Annotated in this window: 16 protein-coding genes; 1 reads left to right on the top strand and 15 read right to left on the bottom strand. The window is 56.8% G+C overall.

Annotated elements, in window-relative coordinates; genetic code table 11:
• Window positions 1-69: 69 nt before the first annotated feature.
• The 3 genes from WX88_RS14820 to WX88_RS14810 all read right to left on the bottom strand — a co-directional run bounded on the left by WX88_RS14820 (window position 70) and on the right by WX88_RS14810 (window position 6,117).
• Window positions 70-1,506, bottom strand: coding sequence for a RagB/SusD family nutrient uptake outer membrane protein (locus WX88_RS14820; protein ID WP_231590714.1), 1,437 nt, complete (start codon window positions 1,504-1,506; stop codon window positions 70-72).
• 118 nt (window positions 1,507-1,624) lie between these two features.
• Window positions 1,625-4,858 carry a SusC/RagA family TonB-linked outer membrane protein gene (locus tag WX88_RS14815; RefSeq protein ID WP_046245171.1) on the bottom strand — a complete coding sequence of 1,078 codons (3,234 nt, stop codon included), beginning with the start codon at window positions 4,856-4,858 and terminating at the stop codon, window positions 1,625-1,627.
• Between the two features lie 545 nt (window positions 4,859-5,403).
• Entirely contained in the window at window positions 5,404-6,117 is a 714-nt protein-coding gene (locus WX88_RS14810) for an SDR family oxidoreductase (protein WP_046245170.1), read from the bottom strand.
• A gap of 148 nt (window positions 6,118-6,265) precedes the next feature.
• On the opposite strand from WX88_RS14810, the gene WX88_RS14805 reads away from it, so the two are divergent.
• Complete coding sequence (locus WX88_RS14805) at window positions 6,266-6,814, top strand: GNAT family N-acetyltransferase (RefSeq protein WP_046245169.1); 549 nt, start codon at window positions 6,266-6,268, stop codon at window positions 6,812-6,814.
• Window positions 6,815-6,935: 121 nt separating this feature from the next.
• On the opposite strand, the gene WX88_RS14800 is transcribed toward WX88_RS14805, so the two are convergent.
• From WX88_RS14800 to WX88_RS14745, 12 genes are all read right to left on the bottom strand, one after another.
• Complete coding sequence (locus WX88_RS14800; protein ID WP_156176157.1) at window positions 6,936-8,474, bottom strand: carbon-nitrogen hydrolase family protein; 1,539 nt, start codon at window positions 8,472-8,474, stop codon at window positions 6,936-6,938.
• A 388-nt stretch (window positions 8,475-8,862) separates the two neighbouring features.
• Window positions 8,863-9,267 carry a hypothetical protein gene (locus WX88_RS14795; protein ID WP_046245168.1) on the bottom strand — a complete coding sequence of 135 codons (405 nt, stop codon included), beginning with the start codon at window positions 9,265-9,267 and terminating at the stop codon, window positions 8,863-8,865.
• Window positions 9,268-9,529: 262 nt separating this feature from the next.
• Entirely contained in the window at window positions 9,530-10,702 is a 1,173-nt protein-coding gene (locus tag WX88_RS14790) for a hypothetical protein (protein ID WP_046245167.1), read from the bottom strand.
• A gap of 57 nt (window positions 10,703-10,759) precedes the next feature.
• Window positions 10,760-11,416, bottom strand: a complete 657-nt coding sequence (locus tag WX88_RS14785) for a CoA transferase subunit B (RefSeq protein WP_046245166.1) — start codon at window positions 11,414-11,416, stop codon at window positions 10,760-10,762.
• 82 nt (window positions 11,417-11,498) lie between these two features.
• The gene (locus tag WX88_RS14780; protein ID WP_046245165.1) at window positions 11,499-12,818 is read right to left on the bottom strand and encodes a serine hydrolase domain-containing protein; all 1,320 of its coding nucleotides are present in this window, start codon (window positions 12,816-12,818) and stop codon (window positions 11,499-11,501) included.
• Window positions 12,819-12,915: 97 nt separating this feature from the next.
• On the bottom strand, window positions 12,916-13,614 hold the full coding sequence (locus WX88_RS14775; protein WP_046245164.1) for a CoA transferase subunit A: 699 nt from the start codon (window positions 13,612-13,614) through the stop codon (window positions 12,916-12,918).
• Window positions 13,611-14,852: a carboxypeptidase-like regulatory domain-containing protein gene (locus tag WX88_RS14770; protein WP_046245163.1), complete on the bottom strand. Its 1,242-nt coding sequence runs from the start codon at window positions 14,850-14,852 to the stop codon at window positions 13,611-13,613. The genes WX88_RS14775 and WX88_RS14770 overlap by 4 nt, the downstream gene beginning before the upstream one ends.
• A 31-nt stretch (window positions 14,853-14,883) precedes the next feature.
• The gene (locus WX88_RS14765) at window positions 14,884-15,831 is read right to left on the bottom strand and encodes a bifunctional riboflavin kinase/FAD synthetase (RefSeq protein WP_046245162.1); all 948 of its coding nucleotides are present in this window, start codon (window positions 15,829-15,831) and stop codon (window positions 14,884-14,886) included.
• A gap of 256 nt (window positions 15,832-16,087) precedes the next feature.
• A complete protein-coding gene (gene truB / locus WX88_RS14760) occupies window positions 16,088-16,933 on the bottom strand; it encodes a tRNA pseudouridine(55) synthase TruB (RefSeq protein ID WP_316932331.1) in 846 nt (281 codons plus the stop codon).
• Window positions 16,934-16,935: 2 nt separating this feature from the next.
• Entirely contained in the window at window positions 16,936-17,766 is an 831-nt protein-coding gene (locus tag WX88_RS14755) for an undecaprenyl-diphosphate phosphatase (RefSeq protein ID WP_046245161.1), read from the bottom strand.
• Between the two features lie 12 nt (window positions 17,767-17,778).
• A complete protein-coding gene (locus WX88_RS28815) occupies window positions 17,779-18,102 on the bottom strand; it encodes a DUF3098 domain-containing protein (RefSeq protein ID WP_082116047.1) in 324 nt (107 codons plus the stop codon).
• A gap of 63 nt (window positions 18,103-18,165) precedes the next feature.
• Window positions 18,166-19,065, bottom strand: a complete 900-nt coding sequence (locus WX88_RS14745) for a cell division protein FtsX (RefSeq protein WP_046245160.1) — start codon at window positions 19,063-19,065, stop codon at window positions 18,166-18,168.
• Window positions 19,066-19,109 lie beyond the last annotated feature (44 nt).

The following is a 19,109-nucleotide window of genomic DNA, read 5'->3' as shown; positions in this document are numbered from 1 at the left end:
GGCCCGCTGAGTTTCAGCGGACCTTTTTGTAACCGCCCGTTGAGGCGGAGGACTTTACACGAACTCCAACTAATTGCGTACCATCAGCCTATTCGCTGCCAACTCGGGGGCCGGGATGGGCCATACATACAGCACGTCGGTGGGGTTGACGGCGCTCACGGTCCCTTTGCCTGGAATGGGGGCGTTGAGGCGCATGATGTCGATGTTGCGAATGCCTTCGCCGAGGAACTCAATGCGGCGCTCCAGCAACACGGCGTTCACGGCATCCGTCGTTGAGGCAAAGGCAGCGTAAGTCGCCGCTGCTGAAGTAGACCGCACGCGCACCGCATTCAGCAAGGCCAGGGCCTGCGGGTCGGCCGGGCCAACGGTACGGAAACGGGCTTCGGCCAAGCTCAGCATAACCTCTGCGTACCGAATAGCCGGGGCTTTGTCGAGGTAGGGCGCGCCGTTGGGATACTTATTTAAGTAGGAGGTACTGCCCGATTGGGTAATAAGGCTGGTGCGCCGCACGTCATTGGTCAGGAAGCCGGGATTCATAAGAATTCCACCGGCACCGGAATTCAGCGAGTATTCGCCGTTCCCTGTTGGGGTGGGGCGATAATAAAAAGCCAACTGATTCTGAGTACCAGGAGGGTTCTGAGCGCTGAAGGGGAAGCTCAGGATGCTTTCGGAGGTTTCCTGTGGGGCCGCAAACACTGCGGTTATGGATGCATTCAACGCGTTCGGTACGCCAGTCGATGCCTGAAATGGGCCAGTGGCTGGCACTATTTTATTGGCCTCACGAATGACATCTTCGTACCGGCCCATGGTCAAGTACACCCGTGTTTTCAACGCAATAGCGGTATTGCGATGAGCTCTTGTGGTGTTGAGCGTGGGGTTAGGAGTAAGATTAGTGGCCGAAACGGTGTAAACGAGCGGTAGATTTTGTTCCGCAAAGCTGAGGTCGTCCAGAATCTGAGCATATACCTCTGCCACCGTGCTGCGGGCCAAATCGTTGTTGGTGTCGTCAGTTTCGGCTTTCAAGCGCAGGGGCAGGCCGGGTTTGCTGCCGTTGCCATCGATATAGGGGCGGGCGTACAATTGCAACAGAGAGTAATAAGTCAGGGCTCGCAAAAACCGCGCTTCCGCCTTGTATTGGACTGCCGTGACGGTCGCGAAATTGACCGGGCTGGTAGGGTTAGGGGGAAAAATCGGGGGTACGAATTTACTGGCATTGGCATCCATACCAGCTAAAAACAAGTTAATCTGGTTGATGGCCAGATAGCCCGCCACCCACGTGTTGACTACGTCGTTTTGCGACTGTTCGGTCAGTGAGAGGTGGTTCCACACCGCTAAGCCGGTCACTCCGTTGTTGCGCAAGTTCAGGAAGTCGTTGGCCCGTATGTCGCCATAAATCTGATAGCGTCCGCCCAAAAAGGCACCCGACTTCACGTAGGAATACAGGCTGTTGACTTGCAGAAGCACGCGAGCGGGGGTGTCGAACACCACCTCTTGGGGATAGAGCAAGGTAGGAACGGGGTCCAACCTGTCTTTTTGGCAAGAGAAAGTTCCCACTGCCAAGGTAATGGTGCAAAGCCCCACCGCAAATAGTCTTTTTATGGATGATTTCATCTGACTGTCGTGTTTAGAAACCTACGTTGAGACCCACCGTGAACGTGCGGGCCTGGCCCACGGAGTTGCGGTCGACGCCCGCACCGGTGTTGGCGTTGGTGCCCGAGTTGGTGGAAATTTCCGGGTCGATACCCGAGTAGTTGGTGAGCAGGGCGGCGTTTTGCACTTGGGCATACACGCGCACGCTGGCGATGTTGTAGGGCGTTAGGATGGCGGGTTTCACATTGTAGCCCAGCGTGACGTTGCGCAGGCGGGCAAAATCGCCTTTCTCGACGTTGGAGGACAAAACCAGCGCCGACCCGTTCGATACGTTGTCGCCGTACACCACCCGCGGCCAGGAACCGCTTTTGTTCGATTCCGTCCAGCGGTCCAGAATGTCCACGTCGTTGTTCCAAAAGCGCATGTCGTGCAAGCCAGCCTTGGTGCCGTTGTAGATGTAGTTGCCGCCCGAAAACTGAACGAACACGCCCAAGTCGAAGCTCCGGTACTGGAACGTGTTGTCGAAGCCGCCGTACCATTTGGGCAGCGTCGGGCCGTAGTAGCGGCCGTCTACCAACTGGTTGGGTGCGGCGGTGGGGAGGCCGGTGTCGCGGTTCGTCCAGCCGCCTCCCGAGTGGTTGTACTGGGCCACCGTCCCGTCGGCTTTCTGCACAATGCGCCGGCCGTTGTCCGGATTTATGCCCAGCGAAGGCACGGCCAGCAGTTCGCCTACTGAGCGGCCCACTTCGGTGTAGTTCACCGTTTCGAGCTGCGTGGGGGTGCCGATGCGCTGGCCTTCGGTAGCCAGATTCAACACCCGGTTTTTGAGCGTCGTGTAGTTGCCGCTCACTGTCCAAGTGAAATTGGGAGTTTGGATGGCGGTGGCCCGCAAATTTAGCTCAATGCCGGTATTGCGCATCGAGCCCACGTTAGCCAAGTACGCGTTGTTGTTGATGTTGGCCACGTCGGTTGGCGTAGCCCCAACGCCGGGGATGCCTTTGGAAGGCGCCTGGGGCACGCGCAGAATCAGGCCGTCTACCAGGTTGCGGTAGTAGGACAGGTCGCCCGTAATCCGGTCGTTGAACAAGCCGAAGGTGACACCAAAGTCGGTTTTCTTGCTGGTTTCCCACGTGAGACGCGGACTGCCCGGGCTGCTGTAGTAGAGCGTGGCATTGTCGCCGTAGTAATTGTTTTCGTAGGTGAAGAGCGAGGCAAAGTCGTCGACTCCTTGGCTGTTGCCCACCTCACCGTAACTGCCCGTGAATTTCAAAAAGTTGACGGTGCCAGCGAAGGGCGCATTCTTCCAGAAATCTTCTTCTGACACGATGTAGCCCAACGAAGCGCCGTAGAAATTACCCCATTTTTCGGCCCAGGCTGAGTAGCCGTCGCGCCGGAAGTTGATGGAAGCCAAATACTTTTTGCTAAAATCGTAGTTTAGTCGGCCGAAATAGGAGAGCAGGTAATTTTCGCTTTGAAGGTTGGCACCCAGGGTAGTAGTAGGCGCGGATATATTGACATAAGCGCCCTGGTAGTTGGTGATGAAAGGGTCGGCCACACCGGTGCGGGTAGCGCCCCAACGCTCAATGCTAGTGTGCTGCTGCTCGTTGCCCACCAGCAGCGAAAGGTTATGCTTTTCGCCGATGGTGCGGTCGTACTGGGCCGTGTTTTGCCAGTTCCACCTCTTGTTGGTTCGGTTATAATTAGAGGCTCCGCCCACTGTGGCAAAACCATCGCCGCCAATGGCGGTGTTGAAGGACTTGTCCTCAAACAGAATGTTGTTGATACCGTAAGTGGTACGCACCGTCAGGCCCTTTAGAATTTCCCAACTGGCATACACGCTGCCCTGAATCTCGTTGCCATCGGAGGTGAAGTAGTTGTTCTCCAGGTCCACCAGCGGGTTGTAAAAGTTAGCGCCCAGCGCTGCGCCCGTCGTCGACGTGGGCTCCAAATTAGCGCCTGGCCCAATGCCGGCCCCGCTGGTGTTATAAGTTCCATCAGGATTACGAGCGGGCACGTTAGGCGGCAACACCAGCGGTAAGCGGCCCAGGCCACCGGTTCCGAAAGCACCATCGGCTGTCGAACCCGAGTTAGGAGACTTGTTATAACTATTAGAATAGCCTACCCGGGTGCCGAGCGTGACATTCTTAAACAGCTTGTGGTCGAGGTTGAGCCGCGCCGAAATGCGCCGGAATTCGTTTTCCTCCAACATGCCTTTTTGGTTGGTGTAGCCCACCGACGTGTAGTAATTGGTTTTTTCGGTGCCGCCCGAAAAATTTAGGGTGTTGGAAGTCGAAAAGCCCGTGCGGTAAACGTAGTCGTACCAATCGACGTCGACTGGGTTGCCATTGGCGTCCAACGTCGGCCGGAATCCTTCCACGTTGTTACCGGGTTGACCCAACGCAATGCGGTTGGCGTTCAGGTTGCGCACGGACTCGTTCTTGATGTTGATATACTGCTCGGCGTTGAGCACGTCGAATAGTCGTACCGGCTGGCTCCAGCCCGCCCACGATTCTACCGACACCCGGCTTTGGCCTTTTTTGCCCTTTTTGGTGGTCACGAGAATGACGCCACCTGCCGCCCGCGAACCGTAAATGGCCGTGGCCGAGGCATCTTTTAGTACTTCAATGCTTTCAATGTCGGAGGGGTTGACGTTACTCAGCGGGTTATTCGGCACGCTACCCACTGCCGAGGTATTGCCGCTGAACGCAGGAATGCCATCGATTACGAAAAGCGGCGATGTGCTGAGTGTAATGGAGTTGACCCCGCGAATGCGGATAACCGGTGGGTTATTCAGCACCCCGTTGGGAGTGGTGATATTCACGCCTGAGGCCCGACCCTGTAAGGCTTGGTCGAAGCTTTGAATGGGTGTCGTGGAAATTTCCTTGCCACTGATGGAGGCCACGTTGCCCGTCAGGTCGCGGCGCGACTGCGTGCCGTAGCCCACCACCACCACCTCATCGAGGCCTTTGGTGTCGGCAGCCAAGCTGATATTAAAAGATGACTTATCGCCAATGGCTACTTCCTGGGAGGCGTAGCCCACGTAGGAAAACGCCAGCGTGGTGGCCGTTGAGGGGGCAGCTATGGAAAACTTGCCATCTGCGCCGGTCGAAGTACCTATGGTAGTGCCCTTCACGAGCACGGTCACGCCCGGGAGGGCGCCGCCATCGGAGCCCACCACGGTACCGGAAACCGTCCGGTCCTGAGCCCGCAGGTCGTGCGCCATAAACGCCGAAACCACAACAAAAAATAACATTAAAAATCTTCTCATGGGTTTGCTTTTTAGTTGAGAAATAGTTCGGTTGATTGCCCAATATACAGATGAAATTTTCGTAACCGCACACTTTATTTTTAATAAAAATGTCGTGAATAAGGGGTTTTAGAATCTGATTTATTGCTAAAACCTGATTTTTGTGAAAAAATTATCATGACCACTTAGTCCTTGCTCTTCGTACAAAGCTTTAGATTGTCATTCATTATCCTCAAGTAGATCTTTGCTGAAACCCGCCGGTTTGAATTCAATAGCTGCCGCGAAGAGCTTTCTCTTCTAATTTGGAGGCAAAAAATGGCAGCGTGTTGCTTAAGCCATCAATGGGGGTGTCCGTTCAGCAGTGTAGGTTGCCTCAAGTTACGAAGACCGTCAATGTATAATTGGTATAACTGTTCCTAAGACTTCAAGGAAATGTCTCCTCAAAGCAGGGAAAAAGTAGGCCCGTCCGCTGATTACTCAACCGGACGGGCCTGCCTATAAATAGATTTTTGCCTTGATTCAGGAGAGTAACCCGTTTGAAAGTCACCTCCTCAAGTCGCAATTTTTTACCACGGTACGGGTTGACCCTGCCAAGTCACAAAGCTGCCGTTTTCCTCAGCGTGCAACTGTTCGGCTAAGCGGATGATGCCCCGGGCCGAGTCAGCGGGCTCCTGAGTGGCGTGGTCGCCACCCATTTCGGTGCGCATCCATCCCGGGTCTACTATCACCGAAATCAGGCCGTAGGTGCCAATTTCGGCGGCCAAGCTGCGCATGTACATGTTCAGGGCGGCCTTGCTGGCGCTGTAGTGGTAAGGGTCGCCGGTAGCCTTCCAGGTGAGGGAGCCCTGGCCAGAGGAAATGCTGAGAATGCGGCTCTTGTTGCCATTGCGAAGCAGCGGCAGCAGTGCCTGCGATACCAGCAGCGGCCCAATGGCATTTACCAGCATCGTTTCAATGGCATCGTCGTGGGTGAGCTGGCCCAAGCGCTGGTGCGCATCGCCAGAGCCCGCGTGTGGATACACTCCGGCATTGTTGACAAGCACGTCGAGGCCGTCGGTAGCGGCACTGACGGCTTGGGTGACCGCCGCGATAGATTCGGCACTGGTCACGTCCAGGGGCAGTAGTGTGAGGCGGTCGGCGTACTGACTTTGTAGCTGCTGCAAATCAGTGGCTTGCTCGGGCTGGCGGCTGGCAGCGAATACCTGGTCGCCGCGCTCAAGGTACTGGCGGGTAAGTTCGAGGCCCAGGCCGCGATTGGCTCCGGTAATGAAAACGCGCATGTTTTTTTTAAGGTGAGTAGGGAAGAAGGTACTTGAAAGAGGAAAACGGGGCCGCAGTTTACGCACAAAAGAGACTCCCGGCTAGGGCAATTCGCAGTTTACGCTACTTTAGATTTTGCTTTGTGTTACCGATCAACCACCGATTAAAATGAATGTTGCCATTTCAGTGCTTAGCGGGGGCGAGGCTCACCGTTTGGTACCCCAATTATCAGCTTTGTTGCAAGACGCCGTCGACTCGGGCGCTTCGATTGGCTTTTTGCCTCCATTAGCACTTGCCGAAGCAAAACAGTATTGGATGAGCGTGGCCGAAGAAGTAGATGCCGGGCGCCGAACTTTGCTTATTGCCCAGCGTCATACCGAAGACGCCATCCTAGGCACCGTTCAATTGGACCTTGCTACAAAACCCAACGCCCTGCATCGGGCCGAAGTAGCCAAAATGCTGGTGCATACGCAGGCGCGCCGCCAAGGCATTGCCCGGCAGTTAATGCTGGCTATGGAAGAAAAGGCCCGGGAACTGGGACGCACGACCCTAGTGCTGGATACGCGCCACGGCGACACTGCGGAGCCACTATACCAGAGCTTGCAGTTTAACCTAGTGGGATTGATACCAGCCTACGTCAAAAATGTTGCTGGCCAATTGGAGGCGACGGCAGTGTACTACAAACTTCTGTCTCCGGCAGGCGAAGTACACGGATAACGGATAAATGAAGCCGTTTTGTGCGTTGACGCAGAAGTCAGCTGTTCCCAATGCAACAAAAAAGCCCCTCGGAAGGGGCTTTTTTTAATGTTGATTAGCTTGGTCGGCAGGCGGCGCCAAATTAACCAGCGGCTACAGCTTTGCGGCGACTGGTGCGGGGCAGGCGCTCGGCACCTTGCTCGAGCAAGTCGTCGTCGCGGTCGGATTTTTTGATTGACCAACTCAACGAGTACAGGTCCTTGCGGCGGTCACGTAGGTTACGCACGGCTCCACTGGTATTCAGGTCTTTGAGTAGGTCCAGATCCAGGTCGGCAATGAGAGTCATCTCTGTGTTCGGCGTGGCTTCGGCCACGATGGCGTCGTGCGGAAAGGCGAAATCTGACGGGCTGAACACGGCGCTTTGCGAGTATTGAATGTCCATGTTCTCGACCCGCGGCAAGTTGCCCACCGAGCCGGTGATGGCCACATAGCATTCGTTTTCGATGGCGCGGGCCTGGGCGCAGATACGCACGCGCTGGTAGGCATTTTTGGTGTCGGTCCAGAAAGGCACAAAGAGAATTTTCACGCCTTCATCGCTCAGCATGCGGGCCAGCTCAGGGAACTCGACGTCGTAGCACACCAGTATACCGATTTTACCAAAGTCCGTGTCGAAGCACTTGAGTTTATCGCCGCCGCGCATACCCCAGTAGCTGGCCTCGTCGGGAGTCACGTGCAGCTTGTACTGCTCGTCCACGGTGCCATCGCGGCGGCAGAGGTAGGCTACATTGTGCAATTTGCCGTCCTCGTACACCGGCATCGAGCCGGCCACGATGTTGATGTTGTAGCTCACCGCCAGCTCCATCATCTTAGCCTTGATGGGCTCGGTGAAAGCCGCCATGGCCCGGATGGCCACCGATGGCGAGTCCTCATTGGTCAGTGCCATGAGCGGCGCGTTGAAGAACTCGGGAAACAGCACGCAGTCAGATTTATAGCCAGAGACTGTGTCCACAAAAAACTCAATCTGCTGGAGTAAATCTTCCAAGCTCCGAGTGGCACGCATCTGCCACTGTACGATGCCGATACGGACGTTGCTCTTCTGGTTGCCAATGAGCTTTTCTTCCTCCTCGTAGTACACATTCAGCCATTCGAGCAGCGTGGCGTAGGCCTTGCTTTCGGAGTCGTAGGGCAAATAGCCGCGGATGATTTTGCGGACGTGAAACTCGTTGGAGAGCTGGAAGGTGAGGATGGGGTCAACTACCTCCTTGTTGCGCACCATCTCCACGTACTTGGCCGGGGTCATCTCGTTGGCGTAGGCCGCATAGCCGGGAATGCGGCCACCAGCCACCATGGCGCGCAGGTTTAGGTTCTCACACAGCTCTTTGCGGGCATCGTAGAGGCGCCGGCCCAGACGCAATGAGCGGTACTCGGGGTCCACGAATACGTCGACGCCGTAGAGCGTGTCGCCATCGTCGTCGTGAGTGTCAAACTTGCCATGGCCCGTGATTTTGGCGTAGGTGTGGCGGTCGCCAAACTTGCTGTAATCCACAATAATGGCTAGCGCTGCCGCCACCAGACGGCCGTTGTCTTCAATACCGATCTGACCATCGGGAAACTTACGGAGCAGTGCCGCGAACTCATCGGCCGCCCAAGCACCTTCCATGTTGGAATATACCTTATCCATAATTTCCTTGATGGCCTTGAAGTCGGAGCGGCGGAGGGTGCGCAGTACGAGCTTGTGGGCCGGCACGGCAGTGGGAGTGAGGCGCTCGACCGGGGCTAATGCCGGACCAGGCTTACCCACTTTTTTGGCGTGGGAGCCGCTGGTAGCGGTTTTGCCGTTGGAGGAGGCAGCAGAGGTAGCTTTGCCGTTGGAGGAAGTGGCCATATAATGTCGAAATCGAAAGTGCTGGAAAAACGAGGCGAAGGCGGTGCGGTGGCCGCTAGCCCGAAGGGTCCCCTCAAAATTATCCGCAAAAAAACGCCGACAGACTTGGTCGACGGGTAATCAAACGAAAAATCAGGCAGAACGGTGCGGGCGTGCAATAAATTTATAACCTGCAGCCACCTTTCTACTTTGCTTGTTTGGGAAAGACGGGTATGAAGCCAATCGAAGGGCTAAAGAATTTATTGGGCACCAGTTGCTTGGCTTCATCGTAGTTATAGCCGTCCCCGACCTGCTCAATGTAGAGGGTGTAGAGCGAAAAACCGGGCCTAGCTACATCTGGACTCACCAGCACAACGGCGCTAGGGCGGGCCGCATCCAGCCGAATAATCGAGGTATCAGTCCCTGCCGCGTGCGCCGAGTCTAATATGCCGCCTGGATGCAGGTAATCGAGGCCGGGGTAGAGCTTCACCAAGTGATACTCCTGCTTGAGCATCTCGTTTAGTGGCTGAAACTTGTGTGCGGCTGTGAGGGCAATGCGCTTGGGTAAGTCGTCAATGGATTCAAGCGCAACCCAATATTTTAACTGCATCGTAGTGCTGTAGTGCCTTTGAGTTCCCAAACACTCCAACTTACCAGGTTTTCTGAATTCAAGTCAACCGCAATCTGGCTGCCCCAAGCCGGTAGTTGCAATATCAGCAAGAGCAAAAGTGCCTTTCTCACATTGTCGTAATTAATATTTATGGCATGCTACAATAGTGCCGCCAAGCACTTGGCGCTGCCCAAAAGCCAACTCACACAATCTTGAACCTGTTGATTCACTTTCTAATAGAAGGAAATTTATAATGCCAAAATTATTCCCGCACTACGCGGCATGTAGCCGTGCCGTAGCTGGTGGTCACCGTCAGCAGGGCCAGGCCGCGGAAGTTGCCAAAGGCTTCGGCATCCAAGATGAGCGTGCCTAAGGTGCTGCCGAAGTTGCGCCGAAACAACTCCCGGCCCACCAGGTCGGTGGCTGATACCATGAGTGGTTCGCGGCTTGCCGGCACCGTAAGTGCCAGTGAGCTGCCTACGGCCGAGGGGTTAGGATACGCAGTCAGCACGGCCTGGGTGACCGCATCGCGGGTAGCCAGTTGCACAATACGGCGGTAGCTGTCGCGGTATTGCACACCGCTGATGGTTTCGCTGCCCAGCACTTCTTGCGTGATGATGGTGAGTACCGGCACGCGCTGCCCTTTGGCCAGCCATTTGTACTCGCGGGTCACGGGCAGGTCGAAGCCAAAGCCAGGCGTGCCGCCGAACGCGACGCTGTCGTGGTCAATCAATTTGCTCACTACCCGCACGGTGTTGAACGTGCCGAATGGGGTAGTAAGGGTGCCCCAGGCGTCAACGCGGTTCACCCGTTTGCGCTCCTGGCTGAGGTAAGCCACGGTGGCCAGGGCCGTCGGTGTGGCAAAAAACGACTCGCTGGAATCGGCTTGGCTAGCGAAACTCAGCGGAAAGCGGTAGATTATGTCCTGTTGTGCTTGGCTGGCGTAGGTGACGGGCACGGCGTTGCCCGCTAGCGAGCCGCCAAAGCCCACCGAGCGGAAGTCCTGCGTGGCCGCCGTCGCGCCCGAGGTATTATAAAATTGGTAGGTATCGGTCAGCGTGAGCGGCACGCCGGAGGGCAGCGCCAGGGGCAGTGACTGCGGTGAGGCGGTGGTGGCCCGGTTCACACCGCCAAAAACGCCAAAAGTGAGCGAGTAAAGAGGGGCTGTGGCGGCAAAGGAACTCACCTGCACAAACTGCTCCACGCGTTGGCTCACCGGTACCAGGCTGGTGTAGTTCCAGGTCTGGTTGGCGCCGCGCTGGGTGAGGGGCGTAGCCGCAGTGGGTAGCACCGGGCTGGCTATGCTCAGCCGCAGCGTGTCGACAGGAGCCGAGGCGCTGGGTGCCGGCATGTCGGTTCGGTCGATGACGGGTGAGGTGGGTTGGGCCCAGCCCGAAACGGTTGTCAGCAGAAAAAAGGGTAGGAGTCGGCGCATAAAATCGTGCTAATGAGGGGCGACGAAGATACGGCCTCGGGCTTTGTTCCTACATCCTTAAATCGTCATCTCCGGCACTTCGCCCTCGGGCACCACTAGTTTGCCGGCGGTGGCCGCTTCAATCTGTTCCACGCTCACGCCGGGCGCCCGCTCGCGCAGCACGAAACCGTCGGGCGTCACATCGAGGACGGCCAACTCAGTCACGATTTTTTTCACGCAGCGCAGGCCGGTGATGGGCAGTGTGCAGTCAGTCAACAGTTTGGAAGAACCGTCTTTGGCCACGTGCTGCATAGCCACGATAATGTTTTTGGCAGATGCCACCAAGTCCATGGCACCGCCCATGCCCTTCACCATTTTGCCGGGGATTTTCCAGTTGGCAATGTCGCCGCGCTCCGATACTTCCATAGCGCCGAGAATGGTGAGGTCTACGTGCTCGCCGCGAATCATGCCGAACGAATCAGCCGAAGAGAAGATGCTGGAGCCTGGCAGTGTGGTCACGGTCTGCTTGCCGGCGTTGATAAGGTCAGGGTCAACTTGGTCTTCGGTAGGGAAGGGGCCCATGCCGAGCAGGCCGTTTTCGGACTGTAATTCAACGTTGATGCCGGCTGGGATGTAGTTAGCTACCAGCGTGGGAATGCCGATGCCGAGGTTGACGTAGGAGCCATCCTTTACTTCCTGGGCTATTCTTTTGGCAATGCCGTGTTTGTCAAGCATAATTGTCTGAACCACGGATTCGACGGATGGGTCGGATTACGCGGATTTTTGGGGTGGGAGGTAGGGAGAAACAGGCGCCGGGCTACTTAGTGACGGCTGCCGGAGCCAGGGCTTGCTGGCTGGGTACAAAAGACTGATAAACTGCGGTTTTAAACTCATCGGCCAAATGGCGGCTGGTAACGCTGGGGTATTTCTGCGTGTATATCAACGCTACCAGCTTCTCCTTGGGGTCGATCCAGTACGTGGTGCCGAAGATGCCGCCCCACTCGTAGGAGCCGGCTGAGAGGCCCGGCACTTTCACGTTTTCGGGCATGGTAATGCTGAAGCCGAGGCCAAATTTGTGGTCGCCCTGATTCAGGACACCAATCTGGTTTTGGGTCATCAGCGCGACGGTGGCAGGCTTGAGCAGGCTGTGGCCCTTATAAGTACCATTGTTGAGCATCATTTGCAGGAAAGCGGCATAGTCGTCGATGGTAGATGAGAGGCCGGCGCCACCCGAAAAGTATGTACCGGCTGCCTTCGGGTAGTCTGGCGTCAGGCCATCACGCGGCGCCATGGGTACCGTTTTTTTGGCGTCCCATTCCGTGTAAAGGCGGGCCAGGCGCGCTTGCTTGGTAGCGGGCAGGTAAAAATAGGTGTCGCGCATGCCCAGCGGCTCAAAAATCCGGGTGCGAAAGTACTGGTCCAGCGACTGGCCCGACAGCACCTCAATCAGCCGGCCCAGCACATCAACGCTAAGGCCATAAGTAAATTTCTCACCCGGCTCGTGCACGAGCGGGAGGGCTCCGAGCGCATCTATCGACTTGCTCAGCGTGCCCATAGGCGTGCCAATGCCGCTCGGAATGTGCGCTTTGGCATAAATAGCTCGTGCCTCCTTCGTACCAATTACCGGGTAGCTGATGCCGGAAGTATGCGTAAGCAGCTGCCGGATGGTGATTTCGCTCTTGGCCGGTACGGTGGTGTACGTCGAGTCCTTCTCGTTGAAAGTAGCCAGTATCTTGGGATTAGTGAAAGCCGGCAGATACTTTGAAATCGGGTCGTCCAACTGAAATTTTCCCTCGTCATAAAGCATCATGACGCCCACGCTGGTCACAGCCTTGGTTTGGGAGGCAATGCGCATAATGGCATTGGTCTTCAGGGGAGTGTGGGCTTCCATGTCATCAAGGCCAAAAGCTTGGCGGTACACTACTTTGCCGTCACGCATCACCAGTGCGATGGCTCCGGCCACGAGGCTGGGCCCCGTATACTGCCGTAGCAGCTTGTCGATGGGCTGTGCGCTGGCTGGGTCGATGGTGGCGGGCTCGGCAGTTGCAGATACCGGAGCCTTGCGCACCGGCATCGTTACTTGCGCAATCGCACCATAGCTGCCGAGCAGCAGGAACGCGAAAACAGAATTTCTCATAGCATGACCTTCATAAAAAACAACTCAAAACCTAACCCCTAGCATTCCCCAAGCCAAAACAGGTGAAGAAAGAATCCGAGAAATCTAAGAAATCTGGCTAAATCCGTGATACCGTCCGTTGCTCGATGCGCTTTTCGTACCGCTCGCCCTGATAAATGCGCTGCACGAAAATGCCCGGCGTATGAATCTGATTAGGGTCGAGCTCGCCGGCGGGCACTAGTTCTTCGACTTCAGCCACCGTGATTTTGCCGGCTGTGGCCATCATTGGGTTGAAGTTGCGGGCCGTGCCTTTATAAATCAGGTTGCCGGCTGTGTCGCCTTTCCAGGCTTTCACGAAGGCAAAATCGGCATGCAAAGCAGTTTCCAGCAGATACATTTTGCCGTTGAACTCGCGGCTTTCCTTGCCTTCGCCCACTTCGGTGCCGTAGCCGGCGGGCGTGAAAAAGGCCGGAATGCCCGCCCCACCAGCCCGGCAGCGCTCGGCCAATGTACCCTGCGGAATGAGTTCTACCTCCAGCTCGCCGCTGAGGAGTTGGCGTTCAAACTCCGCATTCTCACCCACGTAGCTCGAAATCATCTTCTTCACCTGCTTGGTTTGCAGCAGCAGGCCAATGCCGAAATCATCAACGCCGGCGTTGTTCGAGATGCAGGTCAGGTTTTTCACGCCGAGGCGTAGCAGCTCCTGAATGGAGTTTTCGGGGATGCCGCAGAGGCCAAAGCCGCCGAGCATCAGGGTCATGCCATCAGCGATGCCTTGGAGGGCTTCCTGGGCGTTGGAAACGGTTTTATCTATCATGGCTTAGCAGGAGCGGCAGCAGTGGGTGGGGGGACGTAATCGACGGGTAAAAATTCACCAATTCTCTCAAAGCCCCAATATTCGCCGTTGTACACTTCCAACGGGTTGAGCAGCGAGCCGTTGGCCTGAATCTCGGCCTCGCGGCCTTGCAGCTTCAGCCGCGACACTTGCCGCTTGCTGGGGTAGGGCGTGGCGGACGCGCCCAGCGGCGACATCGCCCGCTTGTAGCGCGGGTCGGGCGCCTCACCAAAATAAGCCACTTGTAATTCGCCCGTGAAGCGCAAAAATGTATGCTGCCCGTCGGGCGAGACCCGGCGCAGGCTGTCGATGGGCCGGGCGGTGGGAAGGAGTGTGGCGGTAACTGGCACCTGGCGAGTCCAATAGGTCAGTGAGTCGCGTTCGGCCCTGGTAAACGGGCCATTGGGGCGAGCCTCCAGCATAGTGCGGCGGAGGCTGTCTGCGCGCTCGAAGTGCGGGTTGCGCACCACGCGCACCTGCTGGGCCAGGAAGCCCTCGGCCTGTAGCCGGTTGTTGTACACGCTACGCAGAAAATGCATAAACGAGCCCTTGTATGCTGCGGCGCGGTTGGCGGCCCACTGCTTCCGCTGGCGCTCATCGCGCGGGGTCATTTCCTCGAACACGGGCTGGCCGTAATAGGCAAGCGACTGGTCCTCGTCGTTGTGAGAAAAGTCCAGCCCGTAATATTTCAGGCGATAACCCAGGGCGTCATTGTCGATTTGGGCAAACTCTTTGGCCCGGGCCGTTAGCTCCTTGGTCGAGTCGTCGTAGAGTACGCGCACCTGCTCGGGGTTGCTGATGTGGCACTGCTCCGAAAACGCGGTTCCGCCCAGAAACAGCTTGGTGAACTTCTGGTATTCTTCCGGCTTGTTGGGAGCGGGCTTCACCACTACTTCCCCTAGTTGGTTGCCCGTCGGGGCTAGTTGCAGCGTCACTTGCTGGGGCGTCGGGCCCACGGTGATGGACTGCTTGGCCAAGCGGTAGCCCACGTAGGAGCCCACTACGTCGTAGGTGCCCGCCGGCACGCGCGGAAACTCAAACTGCCCCTGCTCAGTCGTCGTGGCTCCCAGCGTGGTATTGGCCAGAAACACACTAGCAAATGCCAGGGGCTCTCGCGTTACGGAGTCCAGCACCACGCCTTTGAGCTTGCCCTGGGCCTGCGCCGCGCCCAGGACCCCTAGCCAGCAGCAGGATAATAGAAATAATTTTAATTTGCTCATTATGAATCGGATAATATGGGGTAAAAGCGAGTTAGGCCAATGCCGCCCTCGTATTCTCCGCATCCAACGCTAATTGGGCCTTTAGCGCGTCCAATCCATCGTATTTTTCTTCAGCCCGTAGCCAAGCTACAAATTCCAGGGTCAACAGATGGTCGTATAAATCACCACTGAAATCCAGCAAATTCACCTCAATAGTCTGCGCCAAATCATTCCCAATGGTGGGCCGCACGCCAATGCTGAGCATGGCCATGTGCCGGGTGCCTGCCGCTGTAGTAGCCCACACTGCATAGATGCCCCGCGCCGGCACCAGTTTGAGCGGCTCGATGGGGGCTAGGTTGGCGGTGGGGTAGCCGATGGTGCGGCCAAGCTTCTGGCCGTGCACCACCGTGCCTGTGAGCGGATAGAGGTAGCCAAGGTAGCGGTTGGCTGTCGCGATGTCGCCCTGGCGCAGGGCCTGACGGATGCGGGTGCTGCTGACGCCCACAGCATCCACATCCTCACGCGGAATTTCTTCTACGGTCAGGCCGTAGCGGCCGGCGTGCTGGCTGAGGTAGTCGAAACCACCCTCGCGGTTTTTGCCAAACCGGTGGTCGTAGCCAATGACCAACTGCCGGGCCCCGACGGTTTTCAGCAGCAGATTCTGGATGTATTCTTCCGAAGTCCACTGCGCAAACTCCTTGGTAAAGGGCACAATGAGCAAGTAATCGACCCCGAACCAGGTGAGCTTCTCAATCCGCTCTTCCAAGGTGTTGAGTAGTTGTAACTCCAGCAGCTCGGGATGGGAGGGCGGCGGGCCGAGCACCAGCCGCGGGTGCGGCCAGTACGTGATAACCACCGACGGCCCGCCGCTGGCCTGGGCTACTTCGTGTAGCCGCGCCAAAATGCGCTGATGCCCGATGTGGACGCCATCAAAGGTGCCGCTCGTAACGACGGCATTGGATAGAAAAGGAAACTGGGCCGGGTCGCGGATGACGTGCATGGGGGCGCCGGAGAAGCGAATGAAGGAAAAAGTACCGCCGCGAAGGTAGCGGGCGCCATCCTAACTCGTACAGCTACTGTCAGGATAACAATGGCCGCTTCGTGTGGGAGTATCCAGCTAGCGGCGCAAGCCTGCGTGTAAGCTGCCAAAGAAATTCTGCTCCGTAGCAGTAAGAATTTATACTTTGGTTTACGGTAGAGTAGTGCCTCTTCCTCCCAAACCACAAACTAATGGGCCGGACCGAACTCAATCCCAATTATTCCGACGCAGTTTCGGGTGCAGGAGCGGGTCGCTCAGGAGTGTTGTTATGCGCCTGTGCAGCCAGGGTATCGGCTTGGAGTGCGGCATAATATTGCAGCCCGGCGCGGTTAGGTGCTGGGCGGGGGCGCTCAATGCGCGGACGCCCGCTATCGCCTTCCGGCCGGGGTGGCCGCAGGGCCTGAATGGCGTCCAGCGTAAAGGCATCCTCCACCCGGAACTCGCCGATGCGGGTGCGCACCAGGCGGGTGAGGTGGGCGCCACAGCCCAGCGCCTGGCCCAGGTCGCGGGCCAGGCTGCGGATGTAAGTGCCTTTGGAGCAGACGATACGAAAATCCACTTCAGGTAGCGCGATGCGCGTCAGCTCGTACGCTTTTATTTCGATGGTCTTCGATTTGATTTCCGCATTCAAGCCTTTGCGGGCTATGTCATAAGCGCGCTGCCCGTCAATTTTCACGGCCGAGAACAGGGGTGGCGTTTGCTGAATAGTGCCGATGAAAGACTGCGCCGCGGCCGTAATCTGCTCGATGGTGAGGTGGGCGTAGGGCCGGACCATGTCCACGGCAGTCTCCAAGTCGAAGCTGGGGGTGGTTTCGCCGAGGCGAAAGGTGCCGGTATATTCTTTTTCCTGGGCCTGAATCTGGTCGATTTCCTTGGTTTTGCGCCCGGTACACAGGATGAGCAAGCCAGTAGCCAGGGGGTCGAGGGTGCCGGCGTGCCCAATTTTTTTGATGCGCAGGGCATTTTTCACCTTGCGTACCACATCGAACGAAGTCCACGTCAAAGGCTTGTCGAGCAAGAGGACTTCACCCGTTTCGAAGTCGAAATCAGCCAGCGTTTTCATGCTCATACCAGTTGGATGTTTACGCCCAGCCCAATCAGCAGCAATAATATCCCGCCCGCGATGATGCGATAAATGCCGAAAGCCCGAAACCCATATTTCGCCACAAATCCCACGAATAATCGAATGGCCAGCAGCGCTACCACGAAGGCTACCACATTGCCGAGTACCAGCTGTTTCACCTGCTCGGCCGTGAACAGGTGCGTTGGGTCAATGCCCTGCGCTTTGGCCTCTTTGTAATAGTCATAGAGGTCTTTCACGGCCGCCGCGGCCATGGTCGGCATTGCCAAGAAGAAGGCAAATTCGGCCGCTGCTCGGCGCGTGAGCTTCTGGGTGAGGCCGCCAATGATGGTGGCGGCCGAGCGGCTCACACCCGGCACCACGGCCAGGCATTGGAATAAACCGATGATAAAAGCCTCGCGCCAGTTGGGGTTCGTAACCGGGTGGCCGCCTTTGTTCGGCTCTTCTTGCGGAAACCAGCGGTCAATAAAGAGCAGCACGATGCCGCCCAGTAATAGCATGGCCGCCACCGTCGTCACCGACTCAAGGAGGGCGTCGATATGTTTCTTCAGCAGCAAGCCCACCACTATAATTGGCAGGAAAGCCACCAGTAGCTTCAGGTAAAAATCAATGCTTTGAAAGAAGCGCCGCCAGTACACCGCTAATACGGATAGAATAGCACCTAATTGAATAACAACCAGATATAGCTTAAAAAACGGAGTGGCAGGAATACCCAGCAGCGCCGAAGCAATAATCATGTGGCCGGTGCTGGACACGGGCAAAAATTCGGTGAGGCCCTCCACGATGGCGAGGAGCAGCGCGTGCCAATAGGTCATGCAGAACGGAAATTACAGGCGCTTGTAGGCAGGAGCAGCCGGTGCAGGTGCGGCTGCCGACGTCAGGCTTTCGGAGGTAACACCGGGTGTGGCAGTGGGCGTCTTGGTGCTTCCAGCCAGGGGCTTGTCGCGCACCATGATGGCCGCAAACTCAACCCCAAAACCGATGATAAGCAGCAGTGGCCCCAGCGTGATACCGACGAAATCCTCACCATAATTATCCTTGTCGCCAAACATCATGGTAATGAAGCCGGCCGCCAGCAGAGCCAGCCCGAGCCACATGAGGCGGTAGTTGCGTGGCCCGAAAGCGAAGTGAGGAGCGGGAGTAGGGTTCATTTAACAAGTACTATTTATCATTTAACCATATTGTTTTTCTCATTCAACAAATGAGAAAAACGACTAATACAGGTCGTCGAGCGACATTTTTAGATATTTGTGCACGGCGCGGGCCGAGCTGAAAAAGCCGATAACCACGCCCAGGCCGATGACGCCGAGCAGCAACAGCCCTAGGCGTAGGTCGTCGCGCAGCAGGCGGAGCGGCTCCACTTCCAGGTAGGCGTATTGCAGCAGGGCAACCAAAACCAAGGCGGCCAGCACGCCGCTGGCCAGCCCCTGCCACGTGGCTCGCCGCAAAAACGGCTGCTGGATAAAGAGCCGCGTAGCACCCACCAGTTGCATGGATCGGATGAGAAAGCGCTGCGAAAACAGCGCCAGCTTAATCGTGTTATTAATCAGAATCACCACCACCAGCACCAGCACCGCTGCAAAGCCCAGCAGCACCAGGCTCACCCGCGTCAGGTTGTTGTTGATGCTGGCAAACAAGTCCTGCGGGTACTGCACCTCAAACACGCCCCGCTGGGTCGAAATACGTTGGTTCAGCTGCCGAAGGTGGGTAGTGTCGGTATATTGTGGCTTGATTTTGAGCACATAAGCGTCGCGCAAGGGATTGTCGCCGAGGAACTGTCGGAAGTCCTCCCCGGTACTTTGTAGCAGTTGGCGGGCGCCTTCCTCCTTGCTCACGAATCGTATTTGGGGCTTGCCGTTGCGCTCGGCTACATAAGGGAGCTGGCCCAGGTCCTGCTGCAGTCGCAGCAGCTCCGTTTCCGGCAACTCGCGGTCGAGGTACACCTGAACTTCCAGGTTTTCACGTACCACTTCCGAAAGTTTCTGCGCGTGAATCAGCAATAAGCCAAACAAACCAATCACCACCAAAGCCAGCGTAATGCTGAACACCACGAGCAAAGTAGGGTAGGAGCCAAGCTTTTTCTTGCGGGTATGATAGGTAGTGGGGGCGGCCATATTTTGGCAAAGGTAGTTTTTGCTAGTGAAGTAATGATGTGGTG

The sequence above is a fragment of the Hymenobacter terrenus genome (assembly GCF_000972495.1).
Classification (GTDB): Bacteria; Bacteroidota; Bacteroidia; order Cytophagales; family Hymenobacteraceae; genus Hymenobacter; species Hymenobacter terrenus.
The sequence above is the reverse complement of the archived record's forward strand: the minus strand, read 5'-3'. Positions and strand labels throughout refer to the sequence as shown.

Coding starts and splice junctions, on each gene's coding strand:
- WX88_RS14815 (WP_046245171.1), bottom strand. CDS start 4,858: ATGAGAAGATTTTTAATGTTATTTTTTGTTGTGGTTTCGGCGTTTATG.
- WX88_RS14810 (WP_046245170.1), bottom strand. CDS start 6,117: ATGCGCGTTTTCATTACCGGAGCCAATCGCGGCCTGGGCCTCGAACTT.
- WX88_RS14805 (WP_046245169.1), top strand. CDS start 6,266: ATGAATGTTGCCATTTCAGTGCTTAGCGGGGGCGAGGCTCACCGTTTG.
- WX88_RS14800 (WP_156176157.1), bottom strand. CDS start 8,474: ATGGATAAGGTATATTCCAACATGGAAGGTGCTTGGGCGGCCGATGAG.
- WX88_RS14795 (WP_046245168.1), bottom strand. CDS start 9,267: ATGCAGTTAAAATATTGGGTTGCGCTTGAATCCATTGACGACTTACCC.
- WX88_RS14790 (WP_046245167.1), bottom strand. CDS start 10,702: ATGCGCCGACTCCTACCCTTTTTTCTGCTGACAACCGTTTCGGGCTGG.
- WX88_RS14785 (WP_046245166.1), bottom strand. CDS start 11,416: ATGCTTGACAAACACGGCATTGCCAAAAGAATAGCCCAGGAAGTAAAG.
- WX88_RS14780 (WP_046245165.1), bottom strand. CDS start 12,818: ATGAGAAATTCTGTTTTCGCGTTCCTGCTGCTCGGCAGCTATGGTGCG.
- WX88_RS14775 (WP_046245164.1), bottom strand. CDS start 13,614: ATGATAGATAAAACCGTTTCCAACGCCCAGGAAGCCCTCCAAGGCATC.
- WX88_RS14770 (WP_046245163.1), bottom strand. CDS start 14,852: ATGAGCAAATTAAAATTATTTCTATTATCCTGCTGCTGGCTAGGGGTC.
- WX88_RS14765 (WP_046245162.1), bottom strand. CDS start 15,831: ATGCACGTCATCCGCGACCCGGCCCAGTTTCCTTTTCTATCCAATGCC.
- truB (WP_316932331.1), bottom strand. CDS start 16,933: ATGAAAACGCTGGCTGATTTCGACTTCGAAACGGGTGAAGTCCTCTTG.
- WX88_RS14755 (WP_046245161.1), bottom strand. CDS start 17,766: ATGACCTATTGGCACGCGCTGCTCCTCGCCATCGTGGAGGGCCTCACC.
- WX88_RS28815 (WP_082116047.1), bottom strand. CDS start 18,102: ATGAACCCTACTCCCGCTCCTCACTTCGCTTTCGGGCCACGCAACTAC.
- WX88_RS14745 (WP_046245160.1), bottom strand. CDS start 19,065: ATGGCCGCCCCCACTACCTATCATACCCGCAAGAAAAAGCTTGGCTCC.